The sequence below is a fragment of the Pedobacter terrestris genome (assembly GCF_052343045.1).
GTDB lineage: Bacteria > Bacteroidota > Bacteroidia > Sphingobacteriales > Sphingobacteriaceae > Pedobacter.
In genome coordinates this window covers 1,948,056-1,967,824 of the sequence record NZ_CP180264.1, presented here as the reverse complement: position 1 = coordinate 1,967,824, position 19,769 = coordinate 1,948,056, and the positions used below count along the sequence as shown (strand labels likewise).

The window sequence follows — 19,769 nt, the reverse complement described above, 5'->3', positions numbered from 1 at the left end:
AAATTGAGTGGGTAAAACCATAAAATGATTATCTATTGGAAAAATATTATGCAAAATATCCAATTTATTAAATCAATTCGCTTAAAATGATGTTACTAAACACGCATACTAAAATCATAAGACACAATAACCCAATAATTTAACATGCCGATTGTATGAAGATACTGCTTAGCTACCTCAAAAAACATAAATATATTGTATTGCTTGCGCTGCTCATGACCGCCATTAACCAAAGTTTTTCACTGGTTGAGCCACTAATTACCGGGAAACTGGTAGATGATTATATCAACAAAAGAGATCTCCTTTCTAAGCACGAATATTTTACCGGCATTTTAACCTTGATTGGTTTAGGAATTGGCGCCGCATTTATTTCCAGAATAGCCAATAATTTTCAAGACTTTTTCACCATTACTGTAGCGCAAAAAACCGGTGCAGAAATGTATGCAGATGGTATGAAACATTCATTAGCTATGCCTTTTTATGTTTTTGAGGAGCAACGAAGTGGAGCAAAATTGGATATGTTGCAAAGGGTAAGAAGTGATTCGGAAAACTTTATTAAATCCTCTATCAACGTAACGTTTATGGCTGTATTTGGGATAATTTTCGTTAGCGTTTACTCTTTTCTAATTAGTTATAAAGTTACCATCGTATTTATTGCTTCAGTACCAATCATTACTTATTTGAGTTGGAAATTATCTGAAAAAGTTAAGGTTGTACATCGTGCAATTATATCTAAAACGTCTGTTTTGGCGGGGCGTTCTACAGAATCGCTCAGAAATATAGAATTGGTTAAAAGCCACGGACTGGGAAATCAGGAAATTGAGCGGTTAAATATGGCGACCTACAAAATCCTGAACCTGGAGATTGTGAAAACCAAGATTCTGCGGATGCTGAGTTTTATACAGGGTACGACTGTTAATGTTGTGCGCAGCACAATGGTTGTAGTCATGTTAATGCTTATTTTTGATAAAGAAATTTCTGCAGGCCAGTATTTCAGCTTTCTGCTGTACTCATACTTCTTATTTGGTCCTTTGCAAGAATTTGGACATATGGCTTTAACCTGGAGAGAGGCGCAAATTTCTTTTGGAAATTTTAAAAGAATTATGGAGACGCCGATTGAGCCTGTGCCGGAAAACCCCGCGGATATTAAACGTATCAATCACGTAGAATTTAAAGATGTTGTTTTCAAATATAAACACAGCAATAGAAACGCATTGAATGGCATTTCTTTTCATGCAGAAGAGGGTGAAACCGTCGCATTTGTTGGTCCGTCGGGATCTGGAAAAACTACTTTGATAAAACTCTTGGTGGGCTTATACAAACCTTTGGTTGGCGATGTGCTGTACAATAAAACACACTCTGATGAAATAGAACTGGATCAACTGCGGCGCAAAATTGGTTTTGTAACGCAAGATACACAGTTATTTTCTGGAAACATACGTGACAATCTGCGCTTTGTAAAACCAGACGCCACAGATGAAGAATGTATGGAAGCATTGAATAAAGCAGCTTGCCAATCCTTACTATCGCGAGCGCAGGATGGTTTAGACACCTTAATTGGAGAAAGTGGTGTAAAAGTATCTGGTGGGGAAAAACAACGTTTATCCATTGCCAGGGCATTATTAAGACGTCCAAATATTTTGCTTTTTGACGAGGCAACATCGGCATTGGATTCACTCACAGAAGAGGAAATTACGAAAACCGTAAATAAACTTTCGCAGTTGAAAGACCACATTACGCTAATTATTGCGCACAGACTATCTACAATTATGCATGCAAACCGTATTTACGTACTGGAAAATGGAAATATTGTTGAAAGTGGTAACCACGGAGAACTGATTGATCAAAAAGGCTTGTATTATGCCATGTGGAGGCAGCAAGTTGGAAAAAGAAAACTTGTTGAAGAGCTTAACAAGTTGGATGAATTGATGATGAACTAACTATGCATAAAATTGCAGGTGTTTAGATGAAAAACTTTTCTGCACTGCGTTCCGTTCGAAATGGGGATTGGATTAAAATAAACCAACCTCATTTCGAACGGTTTTTTTGTCATATCTTAAATCAGGCGATAATTTTATCCAGAGTAATTGGCAATTGCCTAATGCGCTTTCCGGTAGCATTAAAAACCGCATTGGCCAATGCAGGCGCCATGCCAACCAACGCAGTTTCACCCAAACCCTTGGTTCCCATTGGGTTGCTATACGGATCTTTTTTATTTACGAATAAAACTTCTTGTTTTTCAATATCCGCATTAACGGGTACGTGGTAATCTGCAAAGTTGTTATTGATCGCACGCCCAAAGCGGTGGTCTATTTCCAATGCTTCCATTAAACCCATTCCGATACCGCCAACAGCACCTCCAAACATTTGACCGGCAGAAGTTTTATGATTAATTACCGTACCAATATCTGCACAAGAAACGACGTGTGCTAATCTTACTTTCCCGATTTTTGGGTTCACCAACACTTTTACAAAATGTACAGAGAAAGAATAAATAGAATATTTTGCGGCTTCTTCTGTATTTTTAGAATTTACGGTTGCAGACAATTCAGTTAACTGACTGGAACTAAGTAATTCAGTAACCGACATTGAAATATTTGCATTTTTAGTAGAAATTGTACCTTCTTTATACACCAGATCCGTAGGGGTTAATCCTGCAAAACGGTTATTTTTTACTGCAAGCGCTACAACATCTGCAATTAGTTTTTCACAAGCCTCTACCACAGCAGATCCAACCGATGATGTTGTTGCAGAACCACCTTGTGTCGGTCCTTTTGGCAAACCACTGCTTCCCATTTCAATGGAAACGTTTTCTGCTACAATTCCGGTGGCATCTGCACCAATTGCGGTCATCATGGTTGCAGTTCCCGGCCCCATATCGTTAACACTGCAATGCAAAGACAAATGGCCGTCGGCATGAAAACTTGCTCTGACAGATGAAGCATTTCTCCCCGATCCAAAAGTGCCTAAGCCCATTCCATAACCTACTTGCCATTCGCCTTCTTTCAGTGCACCCGGAGTTAATGACCTGTTTTTCCAGCCAATTTTCTCCATTCCCATTTCATAACATTCTTTCAGGTGATTACTGCTCCAAGGTTTGTTTCGTTCCTGATCAAATTCTGCATAATTGCGCAGTCTAAAGTCCAGTGGATCAATGCCCAGTTTAAACGCCATTTCATCCATGGCACATTCTAAAGCAAAAGATCCTGTAGCTTCTCCCGGTCCGCGCATCCATATTGGGGTACAGGTATTTAATGAAGAAAGACGGTAACGCGTTGCGAGATTAGGGCTTTTATACATAAACCTCGACATATTCACGGTTGCTTCTGTAAAATCCTCATAGGCGGATGTTTGCGCAGTAGCTTCATGTACGATACCAATAATTTTGCCATCGCGAGATGCGCCCATCGATATATTCTGAATGGTGTAAGGTCTGAAGCCAACATTTGTAAACATCTGTTCCCGGTGTAAAACCAATTTAACAGGCCTGGAAACAACTTTAGAAGCAATCAAAGCGGCAATTTCGTAGGGCCAGGTGTGTAATCCCATACCGAAGGCACCACCAAGATATTGAGCATGCACAGCTACATCCTCCGGCGGAATGCCGAAAACATCGCCAACACTGGCACGTGTTCCTTCTACGCCCTGACTTTTCGTATATAGCGTAGGTTTGTTGTCGTTCCACAAACCAATAATATTGGCTAATTCCATCGGGTTATGCACCTCAGTTGGTTGCACGTATTCTACATCGATAATTACATCTGCCTTTTTATGTGCTTCGCCATCACCGCGTAAATAGTCTTTTCCGCGCTGGCCTGCTGGCATTCTGCCGCCATCTATTACCTCTCTTAAATTGGTTTGGTGTACTTCTTTACTGTATTTAGCCGTAATTAATGTTGCAGCATATTTCATACGTTCAAAAGTATCTGCTACCACAACCGCAATGGGCTGATCGTAATATTGAATAGTGTTGTCTTTAAAAATTTGAAGTGGCTGACCGAGGTTTACGGAAGACTTTTCTTTACTGTAGCCGAGTGGTGCATTTAGATTTTTATGAGATATGACCGCCAAAACGCCTGGCGCCTTTTCTGCTGAACGCGTATCCAACGCATCAATTTTCCCTTTAGCTATAGTACTTCCAACCAAACAGGCATAAACGGTATCTTTTATTTTATATTCTGCAGCATAGGTTGCCGTTCCGGTTACTTTAGCAAAGCCGTCTACCCGGTTTAAGTTCATTGTCTTTTTCATGGCTTATGATTTAGCTGCTGCAATTTTTAGTGCTTCTACGATTGAATTGGGTGCCAACTGAAGTTTAAAATCATTTTCTCCATAAGATTTTGCTCCATTCATAGCCAGCGCAGCTGCCTGTTCAAAGATTGTGGTATTTACTGATTTCCCTTTTAAAAACGCTTCTGCGTTGTTAAGTCGCCAAGGTTTGGATGCAACGCCACCGAGTGCAATGCGAACATCGCGTATGGTCGAACCTTCCAAATCTAACGCTACGGCAACCGATACTAAAGCGAAGGCATAACTTGTACGGTCTCTAACTTTTAAATAGTGTATATTTTTCGTAAATCTATGTTCGGGTATTTCAATAGCCGTAATCATTTCGCCAGCGTTCAGATTATTGTCCAAATGTGGTGTATTACCTGGCAAACGATGAAAATCTGTGAACAGCATTTTCTTAACCGTTTTGCCTGTAGAAATTAAAACCTCTGCATCTAAAGCGGCAAGTGCGATACACATATCACTCGGATGAACTGCGATGCAATTTTCTGAAGCACCAAAAATAGCATGCATTCTGTTTGCACCTTCATAAGCGCCACAGCCGCTGTTTTCGTTGCGTTTATTACAAGGCATATCGGTATTGTAATAATATCCACACCTATTTTTTTGTAACATATTGCCGCCAACAGTTGCCATGTGCCGAATTTGCTGAGATGCACCTGCGGCCAGTGCCAAAGCCAATAATGGATGTTTTTCCAGTATCAGTTTATGCTCTGCGACCTGACTGTTTTTTGCCAGTGCACCAATACTCGTTTTGCCCTTGCTGTATACAATTTCTTTAAAATTAAGTGCGGTAATATCCACCAATTTATCTGGCGTGTATACCCCTTTTTTCATCAGATCGATAAGGTTTGTACCGCCGGCAATAAACATTGATCCGGTATTTTTTCGCGCTTTTAATGCCGCATCTGCTGTAGCAGCTTTAACATATATAAACTGCTTCATATCAGACCTCCGTTTTCTTTAACTTCTTGTATAGCATCAACAATGTTGTGGTAAGCACCACATCTGCAAATGTTACCGCTCATATATTCGCTAATTTCTGAACGACTGTTTGCATGTCCTTCTTTAATACACGCAATTCCAGACATAATTTGCCCCGGAGTACAATAGCCGCATTGAAAACCATCATTTTTAATGAAAGATTCTTGCATTGGATGAAGCTTTTTCCCTTTAGAGATACCTTCAATTGTTGTGATTTCTGCATTCTGAGCCATCACTCCAAGAGTTAAACAAGACAATACGCGTGTGCCATCAACGTGAACGGTACAAGCGCCGCACTGACCATGATCGCATCCTTTTTTTGTGCCTGTAAGCTGAAGATTTTCGCGCAAAAGATCAAGTAAGGTCGTTCTTGGATCTATTCTAAGTTTCTGAACTTTTCCGTTAATGTTTAAGCTTACCGGAACATTTTCCATGTATTCGGCAACTTTTTCATCTACACGCTTTTCAGACGCAGCGAGCAACGGTGCCGGCGTAAGTGCTAGAGCGGTCAAAAAACTGGATTGTTTAAGAAAATCCCTTCTTGGATTTTTGGCGTCAATACTCAACTGACGGTCTTTATCCTCTTTCTTTTTTGCCATTGGGGTTAAATTATGTTTTGTTAATCTGGCGTAAATACTAGGCTTTGCTTTAAGCAAGCTATGCAATTGAATAACACCTTAATCTTCGCCTTGTTTGCATTCAATTTCGCCTCATTTTCACCATTAAAAAATTAAATGAAATGTTAAGGCCCTAATGATTCAAAAATACATGACGTAAATGGCAAAATGCGTATTGAAATCAAACAAAAAATTAAGATAATCAAATCTTTAGATCGTATAATCGGATTTACGCTTTGTAATAAAGATTTTATGATTTTAGTTGGTCTTTAAACAGGTTTGAAAACTACAGAGAAAACATGCAAATCATTTTCTTTGGTATATTCAATCTCATAACCGTATAACGTGCAAACTTGCCTGGTAATGGCTAGCCCCAATCCCATTCCATCTGATTCGGTTGATTTTGTGAAACGATCAAAAAGACGATCTATCGATTTGAAATTTTTTCCGGTATTGGATACAACCAGTGCTGCAGGCGAAAGTTGGATGATAATTCTCCCGTTTCTGATGTTATGCCTTACTGCATTGCTAAATAAATTGTTAAGTAAAATATCAGCCAGATATCTGCTCATGGTCAGCATTTTTTCCTCGAGATAAAATTCAACAGACAATTCATCCCGTTCAAATAACTCTTGAAATTGCCTGATTTTCCCTTCTACCAGCGCTTTCATATCAACATCCTGAAGGCCAGGAATCAAATTATTCTCAATTTTAGCCAGAAGAAGCAAAGCATGATGCAATCTGGATAATTTCCCGGTTGCCTGATAAATATCTTCTAACAACGCTCCTTGCTGCTCCGTAAATGCATCGGTCTGTAAAAGCGAATCGAGTTTTGAGTTGATTACGGCCAATGGTGTCATCATTTCATGCGACGCGTTGTCGGTAAAGCTTTTCAGTTCTTTGTAATCTTTTCTTACCCGTTCTGCCATCGCATTTACGGATTGATTAAGTTCTATAAACTCATCTATTTTTGTCGGTTCGTTGCTGATGGTTTCCATTTTACTCACCTCGAAAGTTTTCATTCCCTTTAAGATTTTGTAAAATGGCTGCCACAACCGATTTAAGAAAAATCGATTGATCAGAAAAAGTAAACCCAGTAGGATAATGGTTACGCCAAGCGTAATTAAGAGAATAATGCGCACCAAATCTTCTGACTCTACGCGCGATTTAATGATGGTAACCTGAACATTTTTTCCGTTTAGTTTCACTGTGGTCACCAACTTTCTTCCGGGTTCGCTTTCTTTCTCTTTGGCATTGTAATAGGTTGTGTAACTAAACTCGCGCAAAGCATTTTTGGTAGATTCGGCATAAGACACCTGCTGATCAAGGAAACTCGCCGGCAGTGGTAACTTGTGGTAGGCTTCTGTATATTGTTTAATCTCATTCTCTTCAACCTCTAAATCTTTATCGAGTTTATTGGTTAAAATTAAATGGATGAACAGATAGTAAATAGCGCCGGTAATCATCAGCACAATAACGGCAGTTAAAATATTTACCCTATTGTATCTTTCTGCTAATTTCATTCTGTGGCGAATTTGTAACCTATCCCATAAACAGATTTAATGTAATCTTTTGCACCAGCTTCTGCGAGTTTCTTTTTAAGATTTTTTACGTGTGTATAAATGAAATCAAAATCATTAGACAAATCCATTTCATCGCCCCAAAGATGTTCAGCCATCGCATTTTTGGTAACCACTTTGTTTTTATTGGACAGGAAATACACCAAAAGATCAAATTCTTTTTTGGTAAGGGTTATGGCTTTTTCTTTAACCAGAATTTTCATGGCCTGTACATCTACATTAATCTCGTTTAAACGGATGATATTGTCTCCATCAAAATTTTTTCGCCGTACAATTGCGCTCACTCTGGCTTTTAGTTCAGAAAGGTGAAAAGGTTTTACCAGGTAATCATCAGCACCAAGATCCAAACCTGCAAGCCTGTCATCTAAAGAATGACGTGCAGAAATAATGAGCACGCCATCTCGTTTATTCAATTGCTTTAACCGCGATAAAAGCGCAAGACCTTCGCCACCCGGAAGGCCCAAATCAAGCAAAATGCAATCATAGCTATACAATTCTATTTTTTCACTTGCTGATGCAAAATCTGATGCCTGTTCGCATATATTGCCTTCGCCGGTAAAATAAGCGAGTATACTTTCAGACAAGGCTTGTTCGTCTTCAACAACCAGTATTTTCATGTTGTAAAATAATCATTTTGTTCTTTAACCTTTAAAATATACGGCCACTTATAAAAGTAACATTTGAGCCAAACTGTAACTTTCGATATTTGGTTTTGCTGGAAATTTTGTATCCCCATTATTTTATACAAGTTTAAAAGAAAATCCTGAAGGAAATCTGTAGTCAAAATATAATGTATTAATTACAGACTTGCCACACATAAATTATAGTAAAACATAAATATATGTAGTAAACTACGTATTCCTGTTTACTCCAGGCATAATTGCGAAACTGAAAAACAGTTGCACTTACTTTTTTCTTGCCCTCAAGTACAGTTGCTTTTGGGTTGTAAGCAATTTGAATCTTCTCTCCGGCAACGGCTTTTTGCGGTGTGATGGAAAAATGTTGTATTCCTTGGCCCATTGCAATCTGCGAAGCAAATAAGGTAATGGCACCTAGAAAAATGGTTTTCTTTAACATGGTTTAATTGTTAATTGTTGTGAATATACTTCAATCTCTTGCGGCATTACCGATTGCCGCAAGGTTTATATTAGTACAGACAATAACCGCCCGAAAAATACCCCACGATTTTCTATTTTTTTTCTTTTTTTACTTGATGACGCTATCGCGATAAAAAATAGTTTTTATTTAGATCTGTTGATCATCCAGCGGATTGCTGTTCCAATTGGTTCTGCAGATTTTGGTGATGACGTATTGTGCCCAAGTTCCGGAAACATAAGGTATTGATAATTTTTGCCTTTTGATTTTAGGAGATTGAGATTTTCTATGGATAAACCCGTTGGAATCTGAATGTCTTGTCCGCCAAAAATCCAAATTCCGGGAATACTTAAATTTGCCAGCGACAGATTTGGATCTACCGGAGTAAAAACAAAACGATCTGGATCATTTTGTACATGTTCTCTTGCATCTCTTTCGGTGTGTGTTTCCCAAAATTTCGAATTTCCCTGTGTGTAAAACTGGAAACGAAGCTGTTGCAGCGTATTCACTACCGGGCCGCTGAATAAAACCATGTATTCAATTCGGTTATTTTGCTCCGCAGCAAGTGGAATAATCCAGCCGGCCTGACTAAAACCAAGCAAGCCAATAGGAATTTTTTTTATCCGAAGATGTGAGGAAAGGAAATTTACTGCGGCACTGGCATCTAAAGCCAAGGTATTCAAATTTGCAGAATCAATGTTATTGGTGCCAACTTCTGGCCCTGAGTACTTCCCTGTAGATTCGCCAACCCCTCTTTTATCATAGGTAAACACTGCAATGCCTGCACGAGCAAGCGTTGCAGCAAAGTTTACCATTCGTTTTTCTTGACCTGAACCGTGCACCAGAACAACTGCTGCGCCCGGATTTTTTGGAGTGAAGATTGTGCCCGCTAATGTTGTACCATCGCGCACAAAACTTACATTTTGCATGGAATATGAACCTTGAAAATCGCTTTTGGTTTCTTTTTGAGCAAATAACGTGATACTCAAAAAATTAAAACACAGTAAAAAATATCCTTTCATTTTTCTTTAAATTTAAGGAAATATAGTGCTGTTAAAACTGCCGGATCTTTAAATGTGACAGATGGTTAAAAAAAAGGGACAAACGCACAATTTTGATATTTTTTCTGGTTTTCCTACTTGCAGAAAATAAAAAGATCTGGCATCTACTGGTCAAAAAACGGAATAGAAATAATTCAAGACATGCAGTATGTATCAATTTATTCTTCAACAAAAACACAATTGTTGCATCTATGGCGAACGCTTGTATAATTTACGCCTTTGAAATTTCCGGATTTTTTCTCTATCCAATCCAAGCGAATATTGTACATCCCCTTTGTTGTGGCCGTAAAACCGGCTTCCCCATTTTTATCCAATACCAGCGTTTTCTCCCAGTTATCGGGATTAAAAACCCGAATATTCGTTCCTGCATGCTCACTCTCGCCATTTCTAAAGGCTTTAAAAGAAACACGACTACCTATTTTCATGGCAATAAGATCTAAAAATTCTTGCGGTTGCCCCGCTAATTTTTGTTTATCGCCAATTGTAAATTCTCCGCACAAATAATCAACCGGCAAAATATTTTCTCCGCCAGTTGCAGAACGGTCTACTACCGGATGCGTATCGTTTATGCCCACAATCCGATAAGAACCTGTTTGCTTGCTTACAAAAGACGTTTCCCAGCAATCTTCTTTTTTTCTTAGTTTAAGGTTTTCTTTACGCCCGTCAGGTGTAATCACAGAAAAACGAAAATCTCCTGCCAATACCAACTCAGTTCCGGTAATTCTGTGCCGCACTCCGGATTCATCAATATTTCCATAAATAACCTGAATGGTAACCCGACTGTTTAATTTTTTGTCTCCTCTAATTTCCATCCAATAAGCGGCACTACGTCCCGCGAAAGGTGAAATCAGCAAGCATAGAAAAACAAAAATTTTAATTGTAAGAAGAGGTGTCGTTTTCATTAAGCAAATCTAAGCAGATTATTTCATGAACATATTGGTGTATTAAACCGCATAAAAAAGGCAGTAGTTTTGCTAGTGCCTAAGTCAATTGATCTGAATATTGTGTTTCGTCAACTAATAATTCACCCGTACCGAACATGGTCAAAGCTTCTTCGTATTGAGCTGAAATTACCTGATTAGCAGCTTCATCCCAATCTCTTTTATTGAAACGAGAACTTTACAATCTGTAACCGCCTGTATATATTCTGAAGTCTACATTTGCGACTTAAATTTTTCGTTATCTGCCATGAAGTTATTTTCGTCTATAAAATAATTGGTAACTTCTTCCCCTTTATTATTGTAATAACATACCCGAAATATGCCTTCAATTACAAATCAGGTGTGTTTAGGTACCTTGCCTGCCTCTATAAAATATTCGTCTTTTTTAACGCTAATAAGGTGCCTTTACTTAAAATGAGCTCAATTTGTTGTTTGTTAAGGTCTTCGAATTGCAAGAGAAAATTAATTAAGGTTTCCATTTACGAAAGATTAAAAATATCACAACCGTATAAGCTACAATACATCAATTTTCTGCTCAAAATAAAATTGATTCTTTGAACAATTTCTACTAAAATCATCTTTGATGTTAATAATTGAAGTTTAATTTTTTCAAGGCCGTGTTAAAAGAAACAAAAATCAATTCTTGTAGTTGAAACATTACAGCTATGGTTAATGGAACAAATCGTAACTTGTCGATGTTTTTTAACACCTTATTAATTTTCAGCAACTGCAATACATGGCATCAAAACCAAATCCCTCAAATAATACCCAAAATGTTACCACAGAGCAACGCTTTCATGCTTTGGCGTTGGCTACTTCTGACGTAGTATACAGGCTTAGTGCCGATTGGGAAGTGATGCAGGAACTTGATGGCCGCGGATTTTTACACGATGCCAACCAACCTGTTGTGGGTTGGAAAGAAATTAATGTTTTCGCTGGCGATATGGATTTGGTTAATGAGGCCATTCAAATAGCTATTGAACACAAAGCAATATTTGCACTAGAACATCGTGTAAACCAAGCAAATGGCTCTGTTGGCTGGACCTTCTCAAAAGCAGTTCCAATTAAAGATGATCAGGGTGAAATTTTGGAATGGCTAGGTACAGCAAGTGATATTACTGCACGCAAAGAAGCAGAACTGGCGCTCCAAGAATCCAGAAAACTGGCCATGGAGCAAAAAAGAAATTATGAAACCATCACATCTGGCACGCCAGATTTAATGTATTTATTCGATTTAAATTACCGTTTCACATATGCAAACGAAGCGCTTTTGGCCATGTGGGGCAAAACTGCAGAAGAATCCATTGGTAAAAGTCTTTTAGAAAATGGCTATGAACCTTGGCACGCCACTATGCATGAACGGGAGATTGACCAGGTTGTACGAACCCGGAAACCCATTCGCGGTGAAGTTTCCTTCCAACATGCTGAATTTGGCAGAAGGATTTATGATTATATTTTTACGCCGGTCTTCAACTCAGATGGCCAGGTTGAAGGGATTGCAGGAACTACACGCGATGTAACTGATTTAAAAAACATTCAGGAAAACCTTCAGAATACTTCAGAAGAATTGCAATCCACAGTAGAAGAATTGGCTGCATCTAATGAAGAGCTTTTAAGTACGAATGAACAGCTACAATCTTTAAATCAGCAACTTCAAGAAGCCCGACAACAGATTTTAAGTTCCGAATTAATTTTACGTCAGGCCATAGATGCGGCAAGTTTTGGAACCTGGTATATTCACCCTGAGACCAGAAAATTCGTAACCGATGCCCGCGTAAAACAACTTCTGGGTTTTTTCCAGCATGAAGAACCAACGCTTGATGATGCGCTCGCTCGTGTTGTTGAGGAACAACGACCTATGATAACGCGATTGTTAGAAAATGCAATGTACAATAATGGAGATTATGATGTAACCTGTTCAGTTATTGGCTTGCACGACAATAAATTTAGATGGGTAAGAGCAGTGGGAAATCTAAAAGCAAATGATGATGGCTCATTTTCTATTTTTACAGGTCTTTTAATGGATATTACGGAACAGAAAAACGACGAGCTTAGAAAAAATGACTTTATTGCTATGGTAAGTCATGAGTTAAAAACGCCACTCACTTCTATGAAAGCCTATGTACAGGTAGTACTTTTGAAATTAAAATCCTCTCAGGATGAATTGTTAAAAGGTGCACTGGTTAAAGCAAACCTTCAGGTAGAAAAAATGACTGCAATGATTAATGGATTTTTAAACCTCTCCAGATTGGAATCCGGTAAGATCAACATCCAGCATGAGCGTTTTGATCTCGCAGATTTAATGCGAACGGTTAGAGAAGAAACTGAAGCTACCATTTCCAGTCATCAAATTATATTTGCGCCGGTTGAAAGTGCTAAAATTAATGGCGATCAGGAAAAAATTGCGCATGTGGTTCACAATTTCATCTCTAATGCTGTAAAATATTCTCCTGCCGGAAGTTTAATCAACGTTGCCTGTACATCCGATCATCAGATTGCTCAAATTTCTGTTAAAGATCGTGGAATGGGCATCTCAAAACAGGACCTGAATAAAGTTTTTGATCGCTACTTTAGAGCTGATGACAGCATGTTGAATACGATAGCCGGTTTCGGTATCGGATTATACATCTGCAAAGAAATCATCACGCGACATGGTGGACAGATCTGGGCAGAAAGCGAACAAGGCAAAGGGTCTGTTTTTAGTTTTACAATTCCAATGCCTTAAATTGGTTGAAGGGATGTATTAAGCAAGTAAAAAAATAAACACTATTGCCTATCAGAACAATACTTTATGAATTGCTCTGATAAAGCCCAAATTATATTGTGTATCAAACAGCTTCATAACTTTGTATAAACCTCAAAGTTAAAAACCTACCGCTCCCAATTAAATTATTATTTCGTAATCCCCAAAATATTAGAAGTTAAATTAATGTATAACTTTAAAAATGACTATTCAGAAGGTGCACATCCAAACATCCTGAATAAAATGATAGAAACGAACCTGACACAGCAATTGGGTTATGGCGATGATGAATATTCTGTGCAGGCAAAAGCATTAATTAAAGAGAAAATCGAAAATCCTGAAGCCGTAATCCATTTTCTTTCTGGCGGTACACAAACCAATCTGATTGCGATTTCCTTTTTATTGCGCGTGCATGAAGCAGTTATAAGTGCCAAAACCGGCCATATTTCGTCAAATGAAACTGGCGCAATTGAAGCAACCGGACACAAAGTTATTGCTGTAGATACCAACGATGGTAAACTGCGCCCGATAGATTTGCAAAAAACATTGATTGAATACAGTCTTAAACCGCATGTGGTAAAACCAAGAGTAGTTTTTATTTCAAACTCTACTGAAATTGGTACCATTTACACAAAAACTGAACTGGCAGATCTTTCTAAATTTTGCAGGTCTAACGATTTGCTTTTGTATTTGGACGGAGCAAGACTGGGCCACGGAATAACGGCACACAATAGCGATTTAACGTTGCCTGATATTTCTCGCCTAACGGATGTATTTTATATTGGAGCAACCAAAAACGGTGGATTACTTGGCGAAGCAATTGTTTTTAACCAGTCCAATCTGGCATTAGAATTTGAGTTTGCCATAAAACAAAAAGGTGCCATGCTGGCAAAAGGGCGCGTATTGGCCATTCAGTTTCTGGAATTATTTAAAGACGATCTGTACTTCATTTTGGCCAAACATGCCAATACAATGGCCATGAAAATCGCTGCCGGGGTAAAAGAGAAAGGTTTCTCTTTCTTAACAGATTCTACAACCAACCAACTGTTTCCAATTTTCCCTAAAGAAATTATCCAAAAATTAAGCGAAAAATATATTTTTTACGTGTGGAAAGATATAGATGAAAACCATTCGGCGATTAGATTAATTACATCATGGGCGACAGACGAACGCCAGGTTGATGAATTTATCAATGATTTAATGGGCTATTAATTTATTTTATCCATCGCAAGAAATAATTGCTGTCAGATTAAAATAAACGCGATGAAACAGAACTGGGGCATACTCAACACGCATCTGCGCTAGTTCTGTAATGAACTGTAATCAGCAAATAGGGTTTTGAATCCAAGGATTATATAGGTAGAACTAACGGCTATCAATCAAAAAAGCAATATTTTGTCGTAACTAACATACAAATCTGATTCTCCATAACACACTTCACTTTAAGTTAACATAAAGTTTAAAGGCCGCCTGTACTTTCGCTACAGAATATGAATCCCTTGTCTGATAGTACTTTGTTCAATCTGGTAAAAGCCGATAATCATATGGCTTATACCCAACTCATAGATCGGTACTGGGAAGCGTTGTACCGCCATATCTTTATCAAGATTAAACATGAGGACGATGCGAAAGATATTGTTCAGGATATTTTTTTAGGTTTATGGAAAAACCGGAAAACCATTTCAACAGATGATAAGGATAGCTTGGCGCCATACATTTTTATGGCCGCAAAATATGCCATTATCAATCGTTTCTCCCGCCCCGGCATTTCCATTTCTGAAGCGCCCGAGCTTTTAAAGGCGATCAACATATCTTCTGGGGTAAAAACAGATGAAGGCATTATGGTTGGTGAATTGAGAGATTTTTTAGATAAAGAAATCAACAGTTTGCCAGAGCGATTGCAAACACCTTATCGCTTAAGCCGGGAACAAGAACTTTCTGTGCGCGAAATTGCCATGAGGCTTTCAATATCAGAGCAAACCGTTAAAAACAATATTACCAGCGCCTTAAATATCATCCGGTACAAATTAGGCAAATACAACTCAGAAGCAGCACTCTCTCTTATTATTGCTATAAGCGCCAATTTACACCACAAATAATTGATATTTTAGTAACATTGGCTTAAAGTACCACCGCGCTTTTTCGTGATATCTATAATAACAATGTCACAGAAAAACAAACAAACTGCATTAAAAACCGTACTCAAAAAGTACATTAAAAACGAGGCTACGCCTGAGGAGCAAGCGGCCGTTAATCTTTGGTACGAAAACCTTGGCACTAATGATAACAGTGTTCCCGCATTAGCAGATGAAACCCATAAAAATGCGCTTTCTATTAGCATCAAACAGCATTTATTGCGTAAAGTATTTGATAAAAAGAAACATGAACGCCAGTTCACTTACCTTAAATACGCGGCCATTTTTCTTTTACTTATTGGCGTTGGTGTCAACAGCCGAAAATTTTTCTTAGCTCCTGCAAAAAACAACCACGAAATTGTTTTCCGTTCAAATGATAAAGCCGCAAAAGAGATTACGTTAAAAGATGGTTCCAAAATTTTGCTCAATGTGGGCAGTGAACTTACCGTTTCAAAAGAATTTGGCGATAGTATACGTGAAGTTTCTTTAAAAGGCGAGGCCTTTTTTGCAGTAGCAAAAGATAAAAAACATCCATTTGTTATCCGTTCCGGTATTTTAAAAACTCAGGTTCTGGGTACGTCATTCAACGTCAATGCCTATGATGAAATGGCGCACATTAAAATTTCCGTATTAACGGGAAAAGTCAAGGTTGCAAAGAATAACAAGGTTTTGGCTTCCGGATTAACCAGAGGAAATGTACTTTCTTTCAACAAAAAAACCGAAACTGTTGCATTAAAAATTGAACGAAGCGATTATATATCGCCCTGGAGAGATAGCAAACTGTATATAGACAATGCGAATTTAACAGAAATTGCAAAACAGTTGCAACGCTACTACCATATAACTGTACATTTTGACACCCAGCTTGATACTGGCAAACGCTATACCATTCGCTTTAACCGGGAACCAGCCAACCAGATAATGGAAATTTTATCGCGGCTTACCAAAAGAAAATTTACGTACCAAAGCAATCAAATTACTATAAAATAATAAGATATGTAAAATAAATTGATACAAAAAAGCCGGAAATGCGCTAACACTTTCGGCTTTACATGAGCATTGCAGCAATGCTCATCATTTCCAATGAAATTCTTCAAAAACATTAAAAACTTATTCAAATATGCAAAAATATTACCTGGGTTACAAACACCCTAAGTGGTCATTCTTTAACTTAAAAATGAAGCTAACACTCCTTTTAATTTTTCTTTCAAATGCATTGCTTTACGCCGGAACGAGCGCCGGGCAATCTATGAATGAAGTAAAAATAGACCTCTCTGTGAAAAAACTCTCGATGAGAAAAGTGCTCGAACTCATTGAAAAGAAATCACCTTTTGTATTTGGTTATGAAAATTATGGTCCAGCCGATAATGAAACATATACTATAGAAGCAAAACAGGAATCTGTTGCCAGCATTCTAAACCAGCTTACAAAAAACGCCAATGTTAGTGTAAGCCAGATTAGTGACAAATACATTCTGATAAACCCCAAAAAAGTTTTGCCATCAATGACGGTAAGCGGAACGGTAACCGATAAACGCACAGGCGAAACGCTTCCGGGCGTAAGCATTCGCATAAAAGGTACTTCTGCCGTAACGCAAAGTGATAATAAAGGAAATTATAAACTTAACGTACCAACGGATAAGGAAGATGTAATTGTAGAAGCACGCTCCGTTGGTTTCAAAACCAGGGAGTTTAATGTTTCCAGAAATACACCGGCCGTAACCATTAACATCCAACTGGATGAAGATCTTCTAGGCTTAGATGAGGTGGTGGTTACCGGACAAGGTATTGATGTGAGCAAAAGAAGATTATCATCAAACGTTGTAAGCATTTCTGAAAAAGATTTACGCGATATCCCTGCATCCAGAATTGATCAGCTTTTACAGGCAAAATTACCTAATGCGCAGATTCGTTTAACCGGTGGACAAGCCGGCGCTACCTCGATCATTAGATCAAGAGGTGTAAATTCTGCATTTATCAGTTCTACGCCGATTATTTATGTTGATGGTGTGCGGATGGACAATTTGAACACTAGAGCAGCACTAGGCGGTGGAAGCGCATCTGGCGCGGCAATTAGCTCTATAGCAGATATTCCTATGGATAACATCGAGAAAATAGAATTTGTAAACGGTGGTGCAGCAACTACTTTATACGGCTCTGATGCAGCAAACGGTGTAATCCAGATTATTACAAAAAAAGGTGGTGCCGATAAAACAGATATTACCTATGAAACCCAACTGGGTAAAGAAACACCAACTACAGATTTTCTGCATTTTAAACGCACTAAAGATTTATTGATGCAGGATGGTTTTTATCAAAAACACAACCTGGCCTTAAACGGTGGTGACGGAAAATTTGGCTATAGTTTCTCTGGCGGTTACCAAAACAGTACGGGCACGCAGATTTATGACCAAAACAGCAACCAGAGAATTGATTTGCGTACCGGATTAAGGGCTTCTTTAGGTTCAAAAGTGAACTATGAAAGTTCTTTCAGTTTCATTAACAATAAATACAAACGCAGCAGAAACGGAAACCAAGGCGGTTATACGGGTTTATGGTTTGCTGAAAGTGGTGCATCTTCTATCACCGGACCAAGATTTAAAAGTGATCTTGATGCAATGACAAACGATGAGTATGCCGCGATAAAAGCATATGTAGACCAGGCCGAGGCACTGCAAAACAACGGCATCAATGTAAACAGATTCCAGACTTCTCAGGTTTTCAAATACCAGCCTTTAAAAAACCTTACGTTTAAAGCAACCGGTGGTATAGATTACCGCACACAAAGACAACAAATAATCACTACAAATCAATATTTATCACATACAACCAATACCGTTGTGACCAATCAGGGCAGTATTGACAATTACGATAGAAATTATCTGGGTTTAACTTTTGAATTTAACGGACAGCACGAAGCTAAAGTTGGCGATTTTTCTTTTATCACCACCGCAGGCGGTCAATTGTTCAGAAATGAAGATCACCAAATCCAATATACAGGTACAAACATTAGAGATGGCGCGCAAACGATCAGCATTGCAGCTACACGTACCGGCGATGAATATTACCTGGCGGTAACCAGTTATGGTATTTATGTCCAGGAAAATGCCGGCTACAAAAACAAGTTGTTTTTAGATTTGGGTTTACGTGGCGATGGAAACTCTGCTTTTGGTAAAAACATTGGTATTCAGTATTATCCTAAAGTTGGTTTATCTTATATCCCAAGCGCAGAGCCATACTTTAAATCAATTTCTAATGTCGTTTCTTCTGCAAAAATTCGTGGCAATTACGGTATTGCCGGAAACTTTCCCACCCCATTTGCAAATGAGCGAACCGTATCATTTATAGGTTTTAATGGCGAGCAGGCCGCATCATTCGGGCAGGCTGGAAACGCAGATTTAAAACCAGAAAAAACCAGTACAATTGAGGCCGGAATCGATCTTGGTTTTCTCAAAGACCGCATTATTGTATCTGCGGGTTTCTATCATTCCATTACAAAAGATGCGCTTTTTGTGGTTCCACCGGCGCCATCAACAGGCGAAACCAGTCAGCTTCAAAACATTGGCCGCATCTTAAACCGTGGTTTAGAATTTAACACCGTACTTACGCCAATTCAAACCGCAAGTACGAGCTTAAGATTTAACTTATCCGTGAACACCTTATACAATAAAGTAGTGAGCTCTGGTGGTGCAGCTGCATTTAACATCAATGGTTTTAGCGCAAGAACGGTTCAGACTGTTGTGCAAGAAGGTTACCCGATTGGTTTTATCAGAGGTAATTATGGTGTATTTAATGATCAGGGATTGTTGGAAAGTACAACGGCTCAGCAAAATCTGGGTACAACTGTGCCAGATCTTTTTGGCAGCATGGGCGTAAATCTTCAGTATAAGTCGTTCAATTTCTTCGCCAATGCAGATTATCAAAAAGGCGCATATGCCATTTCTTTTGATAGACAATTCAGGTTCAACTACGGCACATCTACAGAAGGAATCCCTCAGGCAGAAATCGATAAAAGCGGAAGAACACGCTGGTTAGACATTACCAACATGTTTGTAGAAAAAACCGATTACATCAAAATCAGAACAATTGGTGTTGGCTACAATTTTAAACCTGCTTCTTGGAAAAATGTTGTAAAAAGCATTAACGTAGGCTTTTCTGTAGTAAATCCGCTGAATTTCGCGACATCAAGTTTTGATCCTGAAGCAACTACCAGCGGAAGTTCGCAAGGCCAGAACGGTGCAACAACTGGCGGTATCTCCTACTCTACCTACTCATCTCCAAGACAATTTGTTGGTTCACTCAGAGTAAATTTTTAACGATAAAC

The 19,769-nt window shown here is 38.6% G+C and carries 14 protein-coding genes; 6 read left to right on the top strand and 8 right to left on the bottom strand.

Annotation, left to right across the window (positions count from 1 at the left end):
* The first annotated feature begins 155 nt into the window (after positions 1-155).
* The gene (locus ACJVDH_RS08480; RefSeq protein WP_443947130.1) at positions 156-1,940 is read left to right on the top strand and encodes an ABC transporter ATP-binding protein; all 1,785 of its coding nucleotides are present in this window, start codon (positions 156-158) and stop codon (positions 1,938-1,940) included.
* 121 nt (positions 1,941-2,061) lie between these two features.
* Here the strand turns inward: ACJVDH_RS08480 and ACJVDH_RS08475 are convergent, their stop codons facing one another.
* The 8 genes from ACJVDH_RS08475 to ACJVDH_RS08440 all read right to left on the bottom strand — a co-directional run bounded on the left by ACJVDH_RS08475 (position 2,062) and on the right by ACJVDH_RS08440 (position 10,529).
* Positions 2,062-4,251 (bottom strand): xanthine dehydrogenase family protein molybdopterin-binding subunit, encoded by a 2,190-nt coding sequence (locus tag ACJVDH_RS08475; RefSeq protein ID WP_443947129.1) that lies wholly within the window; start codon positions 4,249-4,251, stop codon positions 2,062-2,064.
* Between the two features lie 3 nt (positions 4,252-4,254).
* Entirely contained in the window at positions 4,255-5,235 is a 981-nt protein-coding gene (locus ACJVDH_RS08470) for an FAD binding domain-containing protein (protein WP_443947128.1), read from the bottom strand.
* On the bottom strand, positions 5,232-5,873 hold the full coding sequence (locus tag ACJVDH_RS08465) for a (2Fe-2S)-binding protein (protein ID WP_443947127.1): 642 nt from the start codon (positions 5,871-5,873) through the stop codon (positions 5,232-5,234). The genes ACJVDH_RS08470 and ACJVDH_RS08465 overlap by 4 nt, the downstream gene beginning before the upstream one ends.
* A gap of 287 nt (positions 5,874-6,160) precedes the next feature.
* Complete coding sequence (locus tag ACJVDH_RS08460) at positions 6,161-7,414, bottom strand: sensor histidine kinase (RefSeq protein ID WP_443947126.1); 1,254 nt, start codon at positions 7,412-7,414, stop codon at positions 6,161-6,163.
* Positions 7,411-8,088, bottom strand: a complete 678-nt coding sequence (locus ACJVDH_RS08455) for a response regulator transcription factor (protein WP_443947125.1) — start codon at positions 8,086-8,088, stop codon at positions 7,411-7,413. Before ACJVDH_RS08455 ends, ACJVDH_RS08460 begins: the two co-directional genes overlap by 4 nt.
* A gap of 178 nt (positions 8,089-8,266) precedes the next feature.
* Positions 8,267-8,548 carry a hypothetical protein gene (locus ACJVDH_RS08450; protein WP_443947124.1) on the bottom strand — a complete coding sequence of 94 codons (282 nt, stop codon included), beginning with the start codon at positions 8,546-8,548 and terminating at the stop codon, positions 8,267-8,269.
* A 164-nt stretch (positions 8,549-8,712) separates the two neighbouring features.
* Positions 8,713-9,588 (bottom strand): alpha/beta hydrolase family protein, encoded by an 876-nt coding sequence (locus ACJVDH_RS08445; protein WP_443947123.1) that lies wholly within the window; start codon positions 9,586-9,588, stop codon positions 8,713-8,715.
* Positions 9,589-9,785: 197 nt separating this feature from the next.
* Positions 9,786-10,529, bottom strand: coding sequence for a hypothetical protein (locus tag ACJVDH_RS08440; RefSeq protein WP_443947122.1), 744 nt, complete (start codon positions 10,527-10,529; stop codon positions 9,786-9,788).
* A gap of 775 nt (positions 10,530-11,304) precedes the next feature.
* Here ACJVDH_RS08440 and ACJVDH_RS08435 point away from each other — a divergent pair.
* The 5 genes from ACJVDH_RS08435 to ACJVDH_RS08415 all read left to right on the top strand — a co-directional run bounded on the left by ACJVDH_RS08435 (position 11,305) and on the right by ACJVDH_RS08415 (position 19,761).
* The gene (locus ACJVDH_RS08435; protein WP_443947121.1) at positions 11,305-13,293 is read left to right on the top strand and encodes a PAS domain-containing sensor histidine kinase; all 1,989 of its coding nucleotides are present in this window, start codon (positions 11,305-11,307) and stop codon (positions 13,291-13,293) included.
* A 204-nt stretch (positions 13,294-13,497) separates the two neighbouring features.
* Positions 13,498-14,523 carry a threonine aldolase family protein gene (locus ACJVDH_RS08430; RefSeq protein WP_443947120.1) on the top strand — a complete coding sequence of 342 codons (1,026 nt, stop codon included), beginning with the start codon at positions 13,498-13,500 and terminating at the stop codon, positions 14,521-14,523.
* Positions 14,524-14,801: 278 nt separating this feature from the next.
* Entirely contained in the window at positions 14,802-15,410 is a 609-nt protein-coding gene (locus tag ACJVDH_RS08425; RefSeq protein WP_443947119.1) for an RNA polymerase sigma factor, read from the top strand.
* Between the two features lie 63 nt (positions 15,411-15,473).
* Positions 15,474-16,436: a FecR family protein gene (locus ACJVDH_RS08420; RefSeq protein WP_443947118.1), complete on the top strand. Its 963-nt coding sequence runs from the start codon at positions 15,474-15,476 to the stop codon at positions 16,434-16,436.
* Positions 16,437-16,566: 130 nt separating this feature from the next.
* The gene (locus ACJVDH_RS08415) at positions 16,567-19,761 is read left to right on the top strand and encodes a TonB-dependent receptor domain-containing protein (RefSeq protein ID WP_443947117.1); all 3,195 of its coding nucleotides are present in this window, start codon (positions 16,567-16,569) and stop codon (positions 19,759-19,761) included.
* Positions 19,762-19,769 lie beyond the last annotated feature (8 nt).